Consider the following 19,363-nt stretch of genomic DNA (forward strand, 5'->3'; position numbering starts at 1 on the left):
GAATGCCAAAGGATTATGACATTGAAGAGACTTTCAGAGCAATTGAAAATGAATTAATAGACTCTATGATGAGGAACTTATCACATCACAGAGCAGAGGAAACAAAAGAAGGATTTAATTGGACCTCATGGCAAGCAGAGCAATTAAAGGCTTTAAATATCTATAAACAGAAAAATAGTAGTAAGTTTACAAAACAATTTAGAGAAATAAATGACAAGATTACAAAATCAATATTGTTACACAGAAAAGCCGGAGCAACAGATCAGGAAAAAGAAATCTTGGAAGCCATTAAAAAAGGGGCAAAATTAACACATAAAGCAGAGAGCACCATTGAAGGTGCTTTTTTTCGTGTTAATGATAGAAAGTTAGATGCTTTGCTAAATGAAGTAAATGGTAGTATGAGACGTGCTGAAACAGCAATGCTTAGAATGGCAAATGACCAGTACAAAAAATCAATATTCAATGCACAGGTGTATTTCAACACAGGAGCAGGAACATATGAAAAGGCAGTGGACATGGCTACAAAGGATTTCCTAAGTCGTGGAATTAACTGTGTTCAGTACAAGAATGGTGCAAGAGTTAACATAGCCTCATATGCGGGAATGGCATTAAGAACAGCCAATACCAGAGCATACTTGCAGGGTGAAGGTGAAAAACGTAAGGAGTGGGGAATTTCCACAGTTGTGGTTCATAAGAGAGGTTTACCTTGTCCAAGATGTGCAAAATGGGTTGGAAAAATACTGATAGATGATGTTTGGAGTGGTGGAAAGGCTAGTGATGGTCCTTATCCATTAATGTCACAGGCAATAGCCGGAGGTTTATATCACCCTAATTGCAAAGACGGTCATAGTACATATTTTCCAGGAATTTCTGACAAGCCTGAAAAGGTAACAAAGAAAGAAATGAAGCAGGCTGTGATTGCAGAAAAGCAGGAAAACAGAAATAAATTGATACAGAGAAATGTAGATAAGTTTGATAGGTTATCTAATTATTCTTTAGATGAAGAAAAGCAAAAGAAATATAGTTTTAAAAAGGAACAATGGGAGAAAGAAGCAGTTAAATTAAAAGCTAATAACGAACATCAACCTTTAGACAAAAATATAGAAAAGAAATTAGATGATATACCATTTAATAAAGATATAGCTAAGAAAGAAATAAATGAAAAAATCAATGAAAGGAATGTTTTAAATGAAAAGTTAAAAGTACTAAGTACTAGAGAAAAGGAACTTACTCAGAAAGTATATTTTGATATGACTGGAACGCAGGATGAAGCTGATGCTTTAAAGGAAATAAATGTTAATAAAAAAGAGTATCAAAATAAACTAAGTGAACTTAAGGCTGATATTCTTGAAAAAACAAAGGCATACAAGAGTGAGACAGAAAAAAGAATATTAAGTAATGGTATTGTAGAAGAAATAAAGTTACCAGGCAATATTACACCTGATGCAGCAGATCAGTTAGAACAAACGCTCATAGATTTAAAAGAAAAATATGGCATAATGCCAAAAGGTGTTTTGTATGAGCCTTTAAAGGTTACAGATGGAACTGCAACATACAATTGGCTTGATGATAAAATTTATATTTCAGGCAAAATCGCAGATGCTGATAGGTATTCAGAAATAATAAACAAGTCAGAAACATCACTAAAAGAATGGCAGAAACATTATAAAATAAAAGAAAATGCAAAAGAAATAATTGCAGAAGTAGAAAAAGTATTGGCTGATTCAAGCATAAAGGGATATGAAAGAGAGAAAGCAATATTATCTAAAGCAGAAGCTGAAATAAAACTGAATATAAACAGACAAGCTGTAAGAGAAAACATTTCAGATGTAATCACACATGAATATGGTCATTTTATACATAGGCATGCAGAAGTTGATTTTGTACAAAAAAAGAATGTATTTAAAGCCAAAGAACTTGGTGGAAAATATATAAATGGAGATTGGCACTATGACATTAATACCAAATATTCTAGGGAAGCAAAACTAGAAGCTTCTAAGATAAGTAAATATGCTGTCGAAAATCCATACGAGGCATTTGCAGAGGGATTTTTAGCTATGGATAAAGGCGAACAAATACCTGAAAGCATAGCAAAGGTAATTAATGAAGCAAAAGAAAAAGCCGGAGTTAAAACAATTACTATCAGTGAAAATGCTCTTGCTAAAACTTTTGATAATGTAACTGAAGAATGGTACAAGACGGCAACACCAAATAGCCATAAAATAGTAAATAGTAAATCTTATGTAGATTATAAAGGGAATCGTTTTAGTTCAACAGATAGTGTTGCTACATTCAGAACTGGAAAAAGAGAAAAGGAGGTAGCAGAACTTTTAGAAAGTAATTTTGGTGGAGAAATGGAATTAATGTTTGAATGTCCAGGTGTAACGAAAACACCAGATTATATATATAAAGGAGATAGGTTTGATTTAAAAGAATTAAACGGTGCTAGTGATAAGGCAATTTATAATGCTATACATAAGAAAAAAGAACAAGCAAATAATTTTATCATAGATATAAGTAAAATCGACAAGGAATTGAATGATATTGAACCACAGGTAGAATATATATATTCTACTAAAGGTACAAAATTTGTTGATAAATTAGTAATTATAAAAAATGATAAAGTCTTGGGAGTATTTAAAAGACGAAAATAAAAAGATGAGCTCGTGCCCCCCCCCAGAGCATAAGCTCCTTTGGTGTGGAGAAGGTGACTCTCATCTTTTTATATATTATACAATATATCTGCAAAAATATCAAAGAAAACAATAAAATTGTAAATCAATAAATAAAGGAGGTAACAAATGTTAATCGCAAAAATCAATTTTTATGACAAGGAAAACAACCTTGCCTTGGTAAAAGCCGGGGATGAGGTTAAGGCAAAAACAAAAGAGCGCAAAGAATATTTGCTAAAAATTGGTGCAGTAATTGAAAAAGATGAACCTAAGGCATCTACAAGTAAGTAGGTGCTTTTTATATGCCCAAAAACGTGATGGCTAAAAACTCTCGGAATAAGCTGACGAGCTAAAACGGAAAGGAAAATATTTTATGAAATCTACAACAAGAGAATCAGGAAAATTCCCTATGAACATTCAGTTTTTTGCAGAAGGTTCAGGAGAGGGTAGCGGAGCTGGTAACGGCAACCAGAACAACAACGCCGGAAATGGTAACAGTAACCAGAATACTGGAAATAACAATCAGGGTACAACATATACCCAGGAACAGCTTGATGGAATTGTTAATAACAGAATAGCAAGAGCAGAGCAGTCAGCCTTAAAGTCATTTTTTCAGCAGCAGGGCATGTCTGAAAATGAAGTAACACAGGCAATTAACAATTACAAAGAGCAGAGAGCAAAAAATACACCTGATGTGGCAGGAATGCAATCTCAAATTGCACAGGTACAAAGCAGAAACTTACAGCTTACGATTGAAAATTCTGCAACATTACAGGCTGTAGGGTTAGGTATTGATGCAAAATCAATTCCGTATGTAATCAAAATGGCTGATTTTAAGGATGTAGCAGGAGAAGACGGAACGGTTGATGCAGAAAAGGTGAAAGCAGCAATCAACAAAGTTTTGGAAGATGTTCCGGCATTAAAACCAGCAGAAAGTGGAGCAAATAATCAGGGATTTCAAATTGGTGCTCCAAACAATAACAATCAACAGAACCAGGATGACTTATTAAGAGGCATTTTTGGAATAAAGAAAAAATAGGAGGTAGTAACACATGGCAGTATTACAGTATGCTGAGATATTCAGCAACATTTTAAGAGAATTATATGGCCAGTCGCAGATATCTGTTGACTTATATAATTCAAATTCAGACATTCAGATTGTTAATGGTAAAAATTTAAAAATTCCGAAGTTATCAGTAAGTGGTTATAAAGACCATACCAGAGGTAGCTTAGGATTCAACACAGGTTCATATTCAAATGAATATGAAACAAAGACATTAGATCATGATAGGGATATTGAATTTTCTATTGATCCAATGGATGTAGATGAAACTAACATGGTAGTGGCAATTGGAAATATCCAGAAGAGATTTGAGACAACTCAGGCTATTCCGGAGGCAGACTGTTACACATTTAGTAAAATCTATTCAGAAGCTAAAAGAGTTGGAGCAAAAGTTAAGACAACAGCACTTACAACTGCAAATGTTCTTTCAGATTTTGACGACATCTTAGAGGCAATGACAGAGGCAGGTGTTCCACTTGACAGAGTAATTCTTTACTGTACACCAGCTTACTATAAGTTACTTAAAAATGCGGATGGTATTCAGAGAACACTTGAAGCAAACGGAGTAAAAGGAATTGATAGAAGAGTTCATTCTATTGATGATATTGGAAAGATTAAGCAGGTCCCATCAGCAAGATTTAAGACTGCTTACAACTTTACAAATGGATGTGTGGCAGATGTCTCAGCTGTTCAGATTAACTACATTTTGATTGACCCTGAATGTCAGGTATCAAGAGATAAATATAGTTACATTTCAGTTTTCACACCGGGAACAGATTCAAGAACAGCGGATAACTATGTTTACCAGAACAGAAAGTTTAACGGAACATTTGCTATTGATGAACTTATGAAAGACGGTTGCATTATTAATGCTGCAACTGCCTAGAAAGGAGAAAACCAGTGAGAGCAATAAAAGACAATAAGGTTTATACAGTTTCTGAATCAAACATGGATGAATATCTTGCATTAGGATATGACATTTTGGATGATAAAGGAAAACTTATAAAACGTTCACCTAAATCTACAGTTTCATATGCAGAGTACGAAACTGTGGTGAAAGAAAGAGATGAACTCAAGGAGTTGGTTTCTAAGTTAAAAAGCTCAGGTGATAAGTTTTCTTCAATGGAATTAGACGAGCTTAAAGCCTACGCTTTAGAAAAAGGCGTTGATTTGGGTAATGCTACATCAAGAGATGGTATTATCAAGAAAATTAAAGCTGTAGAGTAGGAGGTGAGCCTATGGCTTATACTCCTTATGTCACACCGGAAGAGTATGCTTCATTCGGTTACACACTGATTCCCGAATGTGAGCGGTATTCTTTACTAAAAAAGGCAAGCAGACACATTGATACACTGACCTTTAACCGGATACATGCTGAAGGATTTGATAATCTTACAGAGTTTCAAAGTGAAACCATTAAAGAAGTTGTGTGTCAGCAGGCAGAATTTGAATATGACAATGAGGAAATTATCAACACTATTTTACAAAGTTACAGTGTCAATGGTGTATCAATGTCATTCGGTCAGTCATGGAATGTATATGTTGAAAATGGTGTGGCTATAAAAAAAGACATATATGGACTGCTTTGTCAGACCGGGTATTGTTGCAGGCTGTTGTGATGAAATATCCGAATTTAATACCAAAATCAGTGTGCAGGACAGATATAAGAGTGGTTATATATGGTGAGGGTTTGTCAGAGACAGGCTCTCCCATTGTTGTATATGACAAAAATATTAAATCTAACTATCAGGACCGGTCATATACAAAACTCACAGCAGAACAGAAAATTGTGACATTAGGAGCAAAGGCTTATATACCTGGTGACATATGCCCAAAACTTGCCGTAATAAGTAGTGGATATGTTGAAGTATATGGTGTTAAAAGGAACATATATCAGGGAACAAAAGCAAGAAATCCTGATGGAACAGTGAATTATACGTTGTTGGAGATTGTTTAATGAAGGTAAGTTCAAAAGTAAAGTTAAATATGGGTGTAATACGGCAATTAAGCAATGCAGCTACTGTATCATTAGAACAGACAGCAGAAGCACTTATGGGTGATTTGAAAGAATCAGAAACAATGCCTTTTGACAAGGGAACATTGCAGAATACAGACACATTTGTTGATGATTCAAAAAGCAGAAATGGAAAAGTTTCCGTGGTATCTTCCACTCCTTATGCAAGAAGGCTTTACTATCACCCGGAATATAACTTTAGCAAATCTGAAAATGCAAATGCCGGTGGAAAATGGTTTGAATCGTATACACCGGGAGGTAAGAAGCAGGATTTTGCAGAAAAGACTTTTGCAAAACTTTACAAGAAAAATGGAGGTGTATGATGTTATATCTGGCAGACATAAAAGATTGGCTGAAAGGCTTTAACATAGCTGAACATTATTACACAGGTAAACTTGATAATAAGCAGGATAAATCAATAGGAGTTTATCAGTTAAAAACCAGCAGAGAGCCTAGACAATGTATTGGTGGAATGGCATCTTATGAAATTAAACCGGTATCACTGCTTGTACATTGGAACAATGATTCACTGGAAACGGAAATGGCGTCATATAAGCTTTTTGAAGCCATTAAACAGTCGAACAATGTGACTATTGGTAACACAAGAATACCTTATATACGTCTATTGTCTTCAGAACCAATAGATGTGGCGACAGATGATAAAGGGGTATATGAGAGAGTAATTGAATTAGAAATTTATTTTGAGAAAGGAGAGCAGAATGAGTAAACCAGATGGAGTTTTTCCTGTATATGAAAACCAGTTTAAGGTTGGTGAAGCAAAGGGAAGTGTAAACCCCATAGCGGATATGGAGTCATTTTCAGTTTCATTTGACAATGGTGTGGAAGAATGGACACCAATGAATACAGAGGGATGGATAAGGAGATTAATGACTGCAAAGGGAATCACCGTGTCAGTATCAGGAAAAAGAAACATAGGAGATACAGGAAATGACTATATAGCAGGTAAATGGGCAGCCAATGGAAGGGATGCAGAGGGTTACTTTGAGTGGACTTTTCCTGATGGCACAGTTGTTGCATTTGAAAATGCCGTTATCAATGTTACAGCTTGTAACGCAGGTGATAGCACAAATGTTGGACCATTGGAATTTGATGTTATGTCAAATGGTAAGCCGACAATAACACCGGCTGTTTAATTAGTAGTTATAAATCATGGCAGAGTGGAACTAATAGGTTCTGCTCTGTTTTTGTATAAAAGGAAAGGAATAGATATATGTCAAAAGTAATTGATATTACAGAAAAATTGAATTTTGAGGAGAATCCAAAAATCAAAATAAAGGATTTGGAATTAGAAATAGATGCAAGTGCTGAAAATATGTTAAAGGTAATGGGACTTGCAAGTGACAATCCAACAGCAAAGGATGTTGAAGAAATGTGCAAGATTATCTTTACGAAGGAGGCACAGAAAGAATTGTCACAGTTAAAACTTAATTTTAAGGATTATCAGATGGTGGTTATGTCAGCGATTGATGTAGCAGTAGGTAATACGGAAGGCGAAGAGGGGGAGTAGACCCTTTCTATGATCTGATAGATGATTTTGACTTAATAGTTGCATCTTTTACAGCACAATATGGTTTGCGTGTGTCAGACATTAAAAAAATGCGTTGGTCTGAATTTAGAAGTTTACTTGTCGGGATAGGGCCGGACACGGTTCTTGGAAGAATAGTGTCAATCAGATCAGAAGAAGACAGAGATGTTCTGAAAAACTTCACAAAAGACCAAATGAGAATAAGAAATGAATGGAGATTAAGACATACAAGGACAATGAGTAAAAAAGGTGCAAAAAAGGCTATTGAAGGAATGGAAAGGGCATTCCTTAGAATGGCTGGATTAAATGTTTAGCAGGAAGGAGGGATAGGATGCAAACGGTTGGAGCAGTAGCACTTGATTTAAACCTAAATGAAAAGGGCTTTAATTCACAGCTTAAAAGTATAGGCAATATGGCTAAAAAGGTCGGCGCAACCATAGCAGGAGCTTTTGCAATAAAAAAAGGCGTGGACTTTGGCAAAGACTGTATAGAGCTTGGTTCAGACTTAACGGAAGTACAAAACGTAGTTGATGTTGCTTTCCCAAAAATGAATAAGACAATTGATAAGTTCGCAAAGAATGCAGCCGCACAATTTGGTTTATCAGAAACAATGGCAAAGAGATATGCAGGTACATTTGGCTCAATGTCAAAGGCTTTTGGATTTTCTGAAAAAGAAGCAGCTGAAATGAGTACAACTCTTACCGGATTATCAGGTGATGTTGCATCTTTTTACAATATTAGTCAGGATGAGGCATATACGAAACTTAAGTCAGTGTTTACTGGTGAAACTGAATCCCTCAAGGACTTAGGTGTTGTAATGACACAAACTGCATTGGATCAGTTTGCTTTACAGAATGGATTTGGCAAAACAACAGCAAAAATGACGGAGCAGGAAAAGGTAGCATTAAGGTATGCCTTTGTGCAGAAGCAATTGACGGATGCAAGTGGTGATTTTGCCAGAACGTCAGACAGTTGGGCAAACCAGACAAGAATATTAAATTTGCAGTTCGAGAGTTTGAAAGCCAATATTGGACAAGGTCTTATTAATATTTTTGCACCGGTATTAAAGCTTATAAATACTCTTCTTGCAAAGTTAAGTACATTGGCAGGTGCATTTAAGTCATTTACGGAAATGCTTACAGGAAATAAGAATGAGGATACTAGTGTATCTGAAACAAGTGATGACCTTAAGGGAATAAAAGATAATGCTGACGGTGCCACAAGTGGAATGGACGGATTAGCCAAATCTACTAAAAAAGCAGCAAAGGCAGCAAATGGGTTAGCTAATTTCGATAATCTGAATGTAATGCAACAGGACAGTGACAGCAGCACTCCAGGAAGCGGTTCCGGAGATATAAATGGAGTGAAGTATTCAACTAAAGGGATAGATGCAGGTAACGGTTCTTTAGGAAAAATGGATAAATTGCTATCTATGATTTTGAACAAATTTAGAAAACTTTCAAAATTGTTCCTGGCAGGTTTCACCCTTGGTTTAAAAAGTGATGGCTTTGAACAGATTTTAAATTATTTAAGAAACATAGGAGATAATTTAAAAGATATTTTTACAGACCCTAAAGTTGTAAGTGCTGCAAATAATTGGGTTGATAACGTTGTATATAATTTAGGCAGGATAACCGGCTCTGTTGCAAGCATTGGAGTAAGTATCGGAACAATGCTTATTGGTGGAATAAATAAGTTCCTTGACCAAAATAAAGATTATATAAAAGGCAAATTTGTTGAGATATTAGATATTTCATCAGAAAGAGCAACAATATGGGGGAATTTTTTTGATGCATTAGCAGATATTTACACTATATTTGAAAACGATAATGCACAGCAAATAGTGGCTGACATTATTTCGATTTTCACGATAGTTCATTTAGAGGTTTTATCTTTATGCGAAAAAATTGGTAGAGATGTGCTATCAGCTATCACTAAACCAATAATTGAAAATAAAGATGCAATTAAAGAAGCTTTGGACAATACATTAACTCCAATAAGTAAAATCGTTGGTGGCATTAAGGATTTTATTCAAGGAGTTTTTGAAATTATACAGAGTAATTATGACAAGTATGTAAAGCCAACTTTAGATAATATAGGTTCGGGATTATCGACAATATTTTCCTATGTGTTAGATGGATATAATGCATACATTTCTCCAGTGGTTGACAGAATTGCAGATGGAATATCAGATGTACTAAATTCATACATTAAGCCGTTTGTTGGCAGTATCATTGGATTTGTTGGAAGAATTATTGATGCATTAGGAAAATTGTTTAATTTCTTGTCACCAATTATTGGATGGATAATACAAACCATAATGTCAAAGTTAGGGCCAGCTATTGAATTTGTGTGGATAATTGTAAAAACGGTTGTAAGTATGATTAGTGTAATTATAACTAATTTAGTAAATGTAATTAATGGAATCATTGATTTTATTGTTGGAGTTTTTACAGGAGACTGGCAAAAAGCATGGGATGGTATAAAAGGCATATTTAGCGGTATTTTTGATGGAATCAAAAATGTCATAAAGGTTGCAATGGAATTTGTAAGGGACATAATTGTGGCAATTTGTGGGAAAATAGCAAGTTTTATAAAAAATGTAGCTAGTGGAACCGTTACTGTTTTGAAAACATCATGGTCTTTGATTAAGAATGTATTTTCTGGAGTAGCAGGGTTCTTTACAAACATTTTTTCTTCAGCTCTAAATGGAATAAAAAAGATTTGGGAAAATCCAGGTACTTTTTTTGATGGAGTATGGAAAGGAATTAAAGGCTCATTTGCCCACGTAACAAATTGGTTTAAAGACACATTTAGTAAGGCATGGCAGGCTGTCAAGGATGTTTTTTCTAGGGGTGGAAAGATCTTTACCGGAATAAAAGATGGTATATCAGGAGTCTTTAAAATGGTAGTAAATAAAATTATTGATGCAATGAATGGAATCATTAAAAAACCATTTAATGACATTAACGGAATGCTTAACAAGATTAGGGATGTAAAGATAATGAAATGGCATCCGTTCCATGACTTGTGGGAGCAGAATCCGTTAGCTGTTCCGCAGATACCAAAATTAGCAAAAGGTGCTGTGTTAAAACCTAATGCTCCATTTCTTGCAATGGTAGGTGATCAGAAAAACGGAACAAATATAGAGGCGCCACTTGAAACTATTAAACAGGCACTGCGAGACGTACAGGAAAGCAACAAAGGAACAGGTGGAAATGACAACATTGTTGTAAATGTATTTCTAAAGGGTGATGCGGACGGAGTATTTAATTTAGTTAAAACTGAAGCTAAAAAATATAAGAACAGAACGGGAACCCCGGCATTTAATTAAGGAAGGAGCAGGTTATGGCAAGTTATAAAGGATATTTGCTAAAAATAAAAGACAAAGTATTTCCGAACGAATACATAATGTGGGGTTCTTATCATTCTTATGACAATCAGAGGTCTGAACTTAAAGCAAATCGTAATGCAGCTAATCTCTTAGTGAGACAGACTTCCCCAAATTTTAAAACTAAAATTGAATTTGAGACACCAAAATTATGGCTTAATGAATACGAGGAAATACGAAATTTATTAAATCAGGGTATTGTTAATTCAAGAGAGCGAAAGATACAGGTGACATATTGGAACTCAGAAGAATTAAGATATAAAGATGCAATCTGTTATATGCCTGATATTGATTACCAGCCTAACAATTTGGGAAATACACTGCTCTATGACCAAATGAAACTAGAGTTTATTGAATATTAAGGAGGAGCACAATTGCTAAACGTTAGTGATAAGACCAAAGAAATATATCTTAATGAAAATATGCCAAAGTACATCACAATATCATTCCCAAATGGAGACCATGCTGATATTACCAACAGTAACATCTTAGAGGAAAGTATGAAGCTTGTACAGAGCATATGTGAGGAAAACAAGCCTATAGTTGGTGGCTGTAATTCTTCCCAGTTTGAAATTACAGTGGCAGACATTGATGAAGATTTGACTAACAAGATGATAAAAGTAACTATCAGCTTAAAGGACCCACATTACAGAGGTTTTTTTGGTGATTTAAGCAAAGAATACAATGAGGGTGATGTGGTTAAAAGTGTCAGTGGAGAATACTATGAATGCATTAAGCAGACATATGAAATACAGTCACTGGAATTTAGTACACAGGATATTCCAAATGTTGGCAAATTAAAAACGGCAATCTTAAATGACATTACAGAGTATGGTGTATTAAAGGTAAACACAGGCTCAATAGACTGGAGCAATCTTCAGATGAACATAATTCAGGCAAAAAGTGATGGTACGTCTCCTGATGTTACAACAATCACAAATGATTTTAACAGCATTATCATGATAAATAGCAAATGTACGTCAATTACCATTTCCATACAGGATAAATCATCAGATGGAAGTGCTTTAGACATTCTTATTCAAAAACTGGATGTGCGTTTACTGGTAAGTTCCGGACGTGATGAAGAGCATTGGCAGCAGTCTTACGGTTACATTGATACAAGTGATACAGACGATATTGTGTTGTTTGACGGAAAGATAGAGAGCTGTAAAAAGAAAAACGACAGACGTTTCAGGGATATAGTGGCATATGATTACTTACATTATCTTGATGAAAACAGTAACATAATAATTTCAGATTTTTTTAAATCAGGAGATTATGGACTGGTTGATTCTCATAATAAGGGCGAATGGGTACAAGGCACACTTTATAAAAAAGGAGATGTCATTCACTGTGATTACACAATACCGCAGGGTGGTTCTTCCTATTTAGACATGTCTGCATGGTATGAGTATTTACAGCCGGTAAATAAAGGACAGAGTAAATGGAATCCGTATGAGTTGTACACAGGTTACTTTGACAGTCAGTATAATATTAAGGGAAGTGAAATTTTAAAGAAATTAACAAAAAATAAGAAAGCTACTACTACGGTTAAAAAAATTAGGGACAAGCTGTTTGAATATCTTGGTGAAGTATTTGACTTTAAGCAGCAGGAAACAACATTACCAATGGATAATGTAACTCTGTGGATTAAGCCATTTTCTTCAAATATGACATTAATGCAGTTGCTTGATTACATATGCAATTTAAACGGAGTATTTGGCTTTTACAATCCCCACACGGCACACTTTGAGTATGTTGCACCACCGGATGTTAGTACCCCTTATAACATAGGTAGAAATTATGACATGGATGGTGTGGAATACTCAGATAATGTATATGAATGTAAAGCATTTGACATTATTGATAGTAATGGAAATTCACTACAGGGTACAGCAGATAAGCCGTCAATGTCGGTCAAATACAGTTTTCTGCTAAAAGACCAATATACCCCCGCTGACTGTATAAGTATAGTTAATTCATCCATGTTAGGTCAAAACAAGCTTAAGTTTACACCAACAAAGTTAAAAATGATGGGATTACCATTTATAACACCGGGTGATGTAATAAGTTACAAGGTTGATGAATATTCACCGGATGAAGACGGAAATCTGGTTGATATGGAAAAGACAATTACTACTGTGGTGCTTAAACGTACATTGAGTGGGATTGTGGCACTGACGGATGATATTGAAGCTAATTATGAGGAATAGGAGCAGTTATGAAGATAGAAAGAATTGATAATGTTATACAGGTCAGATTTGACCAGGAGTGCAGGCTTACAGCTCCACGGATATTTCAGTATGACCGGGGACAAAGAATAGAGTTCCTTGATATTCCTGATGGAGTTGAGGTTCAGTTTTCAAATGATGATACAGACAAAACATCAAATAAGATTATTACAGACAGTCAGGTAGAAATACCTGATTTTTTAATTGCCATGAATGGAACAATAACGGCATATTTGCAGTACATTGATGAAAACAGCCAGACCACTAAGAAGTTTCTGGTTATTCCAGTGCAGGAGAGAAAACAGCCAGAGGAATACATTTCAGAAGATGATAAGCCGGGATTTAGAGCAGACATGCAAAAGATAATGAATGATACAAAAGAAATAGCTGAATCAGCAAAAAAGGAAGCACAGTCAGTCAGAGAAGATGCAGATGCAGGATTGTTCAATGGAAAAGACTATAACTTGACGGATGAGGACAGAGAGGAAATAGCGGATAGGATTGAAGGAGAATTGAATTATGTTCCACCAACACGAAAAATCGCAAACGAAACATTAGAGAACGATATAACAGTCGCACAGCTTGTTAATTCAATGACTGCGGATCCGGAAGAACTGTTGCGAACATTTGTTGGAACTCAAATTATAAACAATGCGCTTGTTAAAGGAAAAGCTGACAAGTCATATGTAGATGAGTTAGTAAGTTCATTAACTTTATTAGACGTTAAAAAAGTGGATGTTCTTCCAACAACGGATATATCAACAAGCACAATTTACATGGTGCCTCGAAAATCAGCAACAAAAGACAATGTATATGATGAATATATGTATGTTGGCAATGCATGGGAGCACTTCGGAACAACAGATATTGAGTTAAGTGAGTATCTGAAAAAGACAAGAAAGATAGCAGGAATGGAGCTTACATCAGACATTACAACGCAGGCTTTACTTTCTACTTTGGCAGAATACGAGACTTTTGGACCCACGATAGCAAACACGTGGCTGAATATGTACGAAAGTTCATTCAAATCAACTATTGAAGCTACGATTAATTCAAATGAGAATGTTTCAGACAATACGGAAGTAAGGCATTCTCACAACAATAAGGACATTCTTGATAAGTTGACAGAATCGGCATTTGATTGGGAATTGCTTCTTGATAAGACGTTAGTTGCATCAAGCAGTGACACAGTTATATTAGATTTTAACGATTTGAATTTAAACGGACAGTTTGAGGAATTAAAAATTTGTGTAACCTTATGGTCGACTGAATCAGCTAACATTGATGTATATGCCAATGACGGAACAGAGCCAATAGTGACTTTAACAAACGCTTTGACCGGCGGAGCTACTTACGTGTACAATATTTCCCTGAAAAACTCTCCGATTCCGGGCAAATATATTGAAACAATAGCTGAAAAGGTATCGGCAGGAGTTAAGGCTACAACATCAACATTAACAACGTCAAAGAATTGGTCTACTGATATGAGCATTCAATCAGTTGAAGATGTTAAAAATTTGAAAGTGACGTTTGACAAAGGATGGAACAATTCAACGGAAAGGCACGTATATGTTTTAGGAAAGCGTGTAGGAGAATCGGAGTTTATTTTTATAAATAAATTAATAAACGACTATGTAGGAGGTGGAGCCAATGACTAGTATATGGGAAATAGAGAGCCTTGTCAGGCTGAAGGACAAGCTAAAAAATATATTAATTGACAGACGTGTTGATGTATCTGATGATGATAACTTAAATACATTAGTGGATAAGGTAAATAGAATTGGTAATAATACAGTTTTTAATTCTTTTCTATCTGATAGTATTTCTAATTATTATAACGATGAAATTACATCATTAAAAGAGTATGCCTTTTACTGCAACAGGTCTATGGTTGGAACTATTGAGCTTCCAAATATAATATCGATAGGCATGTATGCTTTAAGTAGTATGCCAAACGTAAAAAAAATAATAGCTAATAAATTGGAATCTTTTAATGGAAATAATACTTGTTATTCTTCAAGTTTTGAAGAAATAGAATTTAGAAATCTTACCAGAGTGAATGCTAATGATTTTATAGGATGCAATAAATTGAAAAAGTTATATATTCCTAAAGTGTCCTTCAATGGAAATACTTGTATTTCTTCGACTTCTTTAGAATATGTATGTGTTAAAGCAGAAAATTATTTTGCATCAAATTCTTTGTCTGTCAAATCAAATTTGGTTATGAAGATTATAATAATAAATTACATATCGAAAGTTGTTCCATGTACATCATTAGCAAATTTCCCCAATTACGCATTAACAGAAGGTGATTGTTACATTTATGTTCCTAGAGATTTATTAGAGAGCTATAAAATAGCAACTAATTGGTCAACTTATGCAGATAGGTTTAGAGCAATTGAAGATTATAAAAACGAAATATGTGAGGTGTTTCCGCTGTTTGAAGAAGATTATGCAGGAACTTGGGATGAAAGTGAGGTATTAGAATGATAATAACAGAAAAAATAACAATTAACGGAAAAGAATTTAATCATACGTATTCCGATATAGGAATGAAGATTAAGCGAGACAACGTTATGTATGACGAAGCATACGACCCTATAGAATTTGACCGAGTATATGAGGAAACAGATAAGGCAGTAGGAGAAGAGGAAGAATAGAGGTGATTCAATGATTAGGGATGGATAAAAAATGTACCTTTAGTACAGTAATAGTGTCTTGACAAACAAAACAATAAAGAAAAGAGGTAAAAGAATATGGATAAGGCAAATTTATTGAAGAAAATAGTGGGAGCAATAAGCAGTGTGTTGTCATCAATGCTTGGAATATTGTACATTCCTGTACTGCTCCTTGTAACTTGCAACGTGGTAGATTACACAACAGGTTTAATCGCAGCTAAATACAGAGATGATGGAACTATCAGTTCATATAAGTCTTTCCGGGGGATTTTTAAGAAAATTTCCATGTGGATGCTTGTAGTTGTAGGTGTTGTGGTTGACCAGTTGCTGAAGTACACAACAGATACCATAGGGCTTAAATTTCCATTTCAGTTTTTAATAGCTTGTATAGTTGCCGTGTGGCTAATATGCAATGAATTAATATCAATATTAGAGAATATCAAGGATGCAGGTGTTAATATACCTGCTTTTTTATTGCCACTGGTTAAGAATATTAAGTCACAGACAGAGGCAAGTGTGAACATGGAGAATGAGGATAAGGAGAAATAGAAAATGGCAAAGAAAAAAATAACGACTAAAAGGTTTAGAGCATCTGACAAAAAAATCTACACAATTTACAGGTATTTTGCATCTGACAACACATTTTTCTGTGCAAAAAGAAAGTTGAAAAGAGCAAACGTCAGATACATTCCTATTCACAACACAGGAAACAAGGGTAGAGACACAGCTTATGCAAATGCAAATTATTTCTATAACAATAAAAAAGTATACGCAGGAGCACATTTCATCATTGATTTAGATGGAATAATCTATCAGAGTGGAAGATTAAGTGATGCGTGCTACTCAGTTGGTGGAAATAAATATGAAAACTGCTACAAAACAGGTGGTGGTACATATTTTGGAAAATGCAATAACTATAATCAGGTATCTATTGAGTTAGCCGGTATTGTTGACAATAAACCAACTGCAAAGCAGATAGCAGCAACTAGAGCAGTGATTGAATACATTCAGAAGTATTGCAGAAAGGCAAAGACAATAATTAGGCATTTTGATGTGACTGGAAAGAATTGTCCACAAAGATTTTCAGGAATAGCAAATGCAAAGGCTTGGCTGGAGTTTAAGAAGAAGATTAAATAATGTAAGGCATCAAGGAAACTTGGTGCCTTTTAGTTAGTAAAAAACTGTCAAAAAACTGCCACAAGCGAAAAGCTCCAAAAGCCTTAGCAAGAACTAAGAGTCTTGGAAAATTCAAAAAAGGTCAGAGACTTGTAATAGATAAGGTTCAGGGTAAGTTCTACCATGTGATGAGACATGATTGTTGGGTGTACAATGTAAACACAAAAACCTGTAAATAAATTGAAATAGGTTTTCACTTATAAACTTGTTTTAGGTCAAATGGTACTAAAACGGTACTAGAAAAAGTTAAAAATGCAAAAAATATGTGTAAAATGTGAATATATATCAATTAGAAACATTGAAAATAATATAAAAACATTAAAAACAATCATATCTAGTTAGGTTGCTACAATTATTGAATAATAAGCTAGAAACTTAGTATTTATAGGCATTCCCGAAATTTTCGGGGATGCCTTTTTTTCGTTCTTACAGGATGAATTTCAGAAAAGTGTCGTCAAAAGTGTCGTCAAAATTCACCTAAAAGTAAGAATGAGGACTTGTTGCAAACAAAAAAGAACTCCGAATTTACTCGGAGTTCATACTTACCATCTTGTAATTTTCTTTACATCTGCAGCTCTTTTTGGATCTTTTTTGATTTGAAGTTGAGCTTCAATAAAACTATCTACATCACGTCTGCCTTCATCGGTTAGCTGATAATAATTAGTTAAATGTTCATCTAATTTAGGCATACTTTGTTTTCCAAACAATTCCATTAATGGATAAAGAGAATTCTTTAAATAAGTTTTGATTCTGTTTCCGTCCAGAACTTTATCAAATCCATGTGGAAGCTCAGGTAATATAATCTTGCTTTCATCGGACCAGTTTTCAGCTTTGAGGGCTGAATCGGAACATATGTCAGAAACTTCAACATTAAGGACATTAGCTATTCTAAGTGCAAAGTCAAATCTGATAGCAGTGTCTTTTTGAATAATAGAATAAAGTGTTGTAGGGCTGATTGTGGTTTCTTTTGCCAGCCATCTTACACTTTTTTCCTGTTCATCAAGGATTTTTTTTAGGTTTTTTCCATCACCCATTTGCAGGTACCAACCTTTCTAAATTTTTATATAGTATAACACAGTGTACGAAAAAAGTACACTGCAAATAAAAACAATTACGAAAAACACTTGACAGTACGAAGTTCGTACATTATAATGTGGACACAACCGTACGAAAAACGTATACAGAAAGGAGATGAGTGTATGATATATGAAAAGTATTTATTAGATGTAAATGATGTTGGAATGTTACTACATTGTTCTAACAGTCATGCATATAGAGTTATAAGAGATTTAAATAAAGAACTTGCTAAAGGCGGATATCTTGTAGTTGCAGGAAAAATTCCGAAAGCCTATTTGGAGCAGAAATTATTTGGATTAAAAGAATCAGAAAAGGAGAACTAAGCGATGGCATTTAAAGACAAAGAAACAGGAAAATGGGTTGCACAATGGTATGAACCTAATGTTTATGGTGTGAATAAACAGAAGAAAAAACGTGGATTTAAGACACAAAGAGAAGCAAAACAATATGAATGTGACAGAAATCTAAAGAAGCAGGGAAATCTTCAAATGAGTATGAAAGTATTTGTGGAGCAGTATTTTCAGGATAAGGAAAATGAACTTAAATCAAGAACAAAGCAAAATAAGAGATATATGATTGACAGTTATCTTATACCATATTTTGGAGATATGAAAATGTCAGACATAAAACCTGCACAGATTATAGCATGGCAGAATGAAATCTATAAAAAGAATCTATCGGAATCATATATGAGAATGATTCAAAACCAGTTGACGGCTTTATTTACGCATGCAACAAAAATCTACGACCTGACTAATAATCCATGTAAAAAGGTCAAAAGAATGGGAAAAGATGATAAGCGAAGCTTAACCTTTTGGACTGTTGACGAATATAAGAAGTTTATAAGTACCGTTGACAAATCAGACAGATATTACATCATGTTTGAAATCTTATTTTGGACAGGAATAAGAGAAGGTGAGTTGCTTGCTTTATCAAAGTCGGATATTGATTTTTATAATAACAGAATCAATATTTCAAAAACTTATTTTAGGGCAAATGGTCAGGATATGATAACAACACCTAAAACAAAGCAGTCTGTAAGAGTTGTTGAAATTCCGGTTTTTCTAAAAGAGGAAATAAAGGAATGGTGCGACAGACAATATGGATTACCTGATAATGTAAGGCTATTTCCGGTAGGATGTCGGGCAGTACAAAATAAAATGCGCAGACAAATAGAAAAAGCAGGTGTTAAGAGAATAAGGGTCCATGACTTGCGACACAGTCATGTAGCATACCTTATTGAAAAAGGTGTGGAGCCATTGCTGATTAAAGAAAGGTTAGGTCACAAGGACATAAGAATTACCCTTAATACATATGGACACTTGTATCCTAATAAAGCGAGAAGTGTCGCTGATTTAATTGACAATAATCATAATTAAAAGCCCAAGGCACAAAGCCAAGGGCTGGTCGTAACCGGGAAGATTCCCTTGCTACATTTAACTGACAATTGAATTATAGCAAGAGTTTCTTCCGACAACAAGAGGTTTGTTATTAAAATTTTAAGATTAATAATTA

The 19,363-nt window shown here is 34.6% G+C and carries 23 protein-coding genes; 22 read left to right on the plus strand and 1 reads right to left on the minus strand.

Translation table 11 applies throughout. From position 1 onward, the window contains the following. The first annotated feature begins 2 nt into the window (after positions 1-2). The 20 genes from H8S00_RS11085 to H8S00_RS11180 all read left to right on the plus strand — a co-directional run bounded on the left by H8S00_RS11085 (position 3) and on the right by H8S00_RS11180 (position 16,732). Positions 3-2,654: a phage minor capsid protein gene (locus H8S00_RS11085; protein WP_186840550.1), complete on the plus strand. Its 2,652-nt coding sequence runs from the start codon at positions 3-5 to the stop codon at positions 2,652-2,654. A gap of 147 nt (positions 2,655-2,801) precedes the next feature. Continuing rightward, positions 2,802-2,963 (plus strand): hypothetical protein, encoded by a 162-nt coding sequence (locus H8S00_RS11090; RefSeq protein WP_186840551.1) that lies wholly within the window; start codon positions 2,802-2,804, stop codon positions 2,961-2,963. A gap of 82 nt (positions 2,964-3,045) precedes the next feature. Beyond that, positions 3,046-3,711 carry a hypothetical protein gene (locus tag H8S00_RS11095; RefSeq protein WP_186840552.1) on the plus strand — a complete coding sequence of 222 codons (666 nt, stop codon included), beginning with the start codon at positions 3,046-3,048 and terminating at the stop codon, positions 3,709-3,711. 13 nt (positions 3,712-3,724) lie between these two features. Beyond that, the gene (locus H8S00_RS11100; protein ID WP_186840553.1) at positions 3,725-4,621 is read left to right on the plus strand and encodes a capsid protein; all 897 of its coding nucleotides are present in this window, start codon (positions 3,725-3,727) and stop codon (positions 4,619-4,621) included. 14 nt (positions 4,622-4,635) lie between these two features. Next, positions 4,636-4,962: a hypothetical protein gene (locus tag H8S00_RS11105; protein WP_186840554.1), complete on the plus strand. Its 327-nt coding sequence runs from the start codon at positions 4,636-4,638 to the stop codon at positions 4,960-4,962. Positions 4,963-4,973: 11 nt separating this feature from the next. Further along, a complete protein-coding gene (locus tag H8S00_RS11110) occupies positions 4,974-5,354 on the plus strand; it encodes a head-tail connector protein (RefSeq protein WP_186840555.1) in 381 nt (126 codons plus the stop codon). Continuing rightward, on the plus strand, positions 5,354-5,692 hold the full coding sequence (locus H8S00_RS11115) for a hypothetical protein (RefSeq protein ID WP_186840556.1): 339 nt from the start codon (positions 5,354-5,356) through the stop codon (positions 5,690-5,692). The genes H8S00_RS11110 and H8S00_RS11115 overlap by 1 nt, the downstream gene beginning before the upstream one ends. Further along, complete coding sequence (locus tag H8S00_RS11120; protein WP_186840557.1) at positions 5,692-6,072, plus strand: hypothetical protein; 381 nt, start codon at positions 5,692-5,694, stop codon at positions 6,070-6,072. Before H8S00_RS11115 ends, H8S00_RS11120 begins: the two co-directional genes overlap by 1 nt. Next, positions 6,072-6,476, plus strand: a complete 405-nt coding sequence (locus tag H8S00_RS11125; RefSeq protein WP_186840558.1) for a phage tail terminator protein — start codon at positions 6,072-6,074, stop codon at positions 6,474-6,476. The genes H8S00_RS11120 and H8S00_RS11125 overlap by 1 nt, the downstream gene beginning before the upstream one ends. Further along, on the plus strand, positions 6,469-6,903 hold the full coding sequence (locus H8S00_RS11130) for a phage tail tube protein (protein ID WP_186840559.1): 435 nt from the start codon (positions 6,469-6,471) through the stop codon (positions 6,901-6,903). Before H8S00_RS11125 ends, H8S00_RS11130 begins: the two co-directional genes overlap by 8 nt. Before the next feature lie 77 nt (positions 6,904-6,980). Then, positions 6,981-7,277, plus strand: coding sequence for a hypothetical protein (locus H8S00_RS11135; protein ID WP_186840560.1), 297 nt, complete (start codon positions 6,981-6,983; stop codon positions 7,275-7,277). 35 nt (positions 7,278-7,312) lie between these two features. Beyond that, a complete protein-coding gene (locus tag H8S00_RS11140) occupies positions 7,313-7,609 on the plus strand; it encodes a Gp15 family bacteriophage protein (RefSeq protein ID WP_436233079.1) in 297 nt (98 codons plus the stop codon). A gap of 17 nt (positions 7,610-7,626) precedes the next feature. Further along, positions 7,627-10,629, plus strand: a complete 3,003-nt coding sequence (locus tag H8S00_RS11145; RefSeq protein WP_186840561.1) for a hypothetical protein — start codon at positions 7,627-7,629, stop codon at positions 10,627-10,629. A 14-nt stretch (positions 10,630-10,643) separates the two neighbouring features. Further along, entirely contained in the window at positions 10,644-11,048 is a 405-nt protein-coding gene (locus H8S00_RS11150; RefSeq protein ID WP_186840562.1) for a DUF6711 family protein, read from the plus strand. A 12-nt stretch (positions 11,049-11,060) separates the two neighbouring features. Continuing rightward, positions 11,061-12,899, plus strand: coding sequence for a hypothetical protein (locus H8S00_RS11155; RefSeq protein WP_186840563.1), 1,839 nt, complete (start codon positions 11,061-11,063; stop codon positions 12,897-12,899). An 8-nt stretch (positions 12,900-12,907) separates the two neighbouring features. Further along, the gene (locus tag H8S00_RS11160) at positions 12,908-14,575 is read left to right on the plus strand and encodes a hypothetical protein (RefSeq protein WP_186840564.1); all 1,668 of its coding nucleotides are present in this window, start codon (positions 12,908-12,910) and stop codon (positions 14,573-14,575) included. Beyond that, the gene (locus tag H8S00_RS11165) at positions 14,568-15,407 is read left to right on the plus strand and encodes a hypothetical protein (protein WP_186840565.1); all 840 of its coding nucleotides are present in this window, start codon (positions 14,568-14,570) and stop codon (positions 15,405-15,407) included. Before H8S00_RS11160 ends, H8S00_RS11165 begins: the two co-directional genes overlap by 8 nt. Beyond that, positions 15,404-15,577, plus strand: coding sequence for a hypothetical protein (locus H8S00_RS11170; RefSeq protein ID WP_186840566.1), 174 nt, complete (start codon positions 15,404-15,406; stop codon positions 15,575-15,577). The genes H8S00_RS11165 and H8S00_RS11170 overlap by 4 nt, the downstream gene beginning before the upstream one ends. Positions 15,578-15,673: 96 nt before the next feature. Further along, complete coding sequence (locus tag H8S00_RS11175; protein ID WP_186840567.1) at positions 15,674-16,144, plus strand: phage holin family protein; 471 nt, start codon at positions 15,674-15,676, stop codon at positions 16,142-16,144. Positions 16,145-16,147: 3 nt separating this feature from the next. Beyond that, entirely contained in the window at positions 16,148-16,732 is a 585-nt protein-coding gene (locus H8S00_RS11180) for a peptidoglycan recognition protein family protein (RefSeq protein WP_186840568.1), read from the plus strand. 581 nt (positions 16,733-17,313) lie between these two features. On the opposite strand, the gene H8S00_RS11185 is transcribed toward H8S00_RS11180, so the two are convergent. Beyond that, positions 17,314-17,805 (minus strand): helix-turn-helix domain-containing protein, encoded by a 492-nt coding sequence (locus tag H8S00_RS11185; RefSeq protein WP_022088599.1) that lies wholly within the window; start codon positions 17,803-17,805, stop codon positions 17,314-17,316. Between the two features lie 165 nt (positions 17,806-17,970). Between H8S00_RS11185 and H8S00_RS11190 the strand changes: the two genes are divergently transcribed. Continuing rightward, complete coding sequence (locus tag H8S00_RS11190) at positions 17,971-18,171, plus strand: DNA-binding protein (protein WP_117900690.1); 201 nt, start codon at positions 17,971-17,973, stop codon at positions 18,169-18,171. A 3-nt stretch (positions 18,172-18,174) separates the two neighbouring features. Then, entirely contained in the window at positions 18,175-19,227 is a 1,053-nt protein-coding gene (locus H8S00_RS11195) for a site-specific integrase (RefSeq protein WP_186840569.1), read from the plus strand. Positions 19,228-19,363: the final 136 nt, after the last annotated feature.

It is taken from the genome of Eubacterium segne, assembly GCF_014287775.1.
In the GTDB taxonomy this organism is placed as follows: Bacteria; Bacillota; Clostridia; order Lachnospirales; family Lachnospiraceae; genus Eubacterium_G; species Eubacterium_G segne.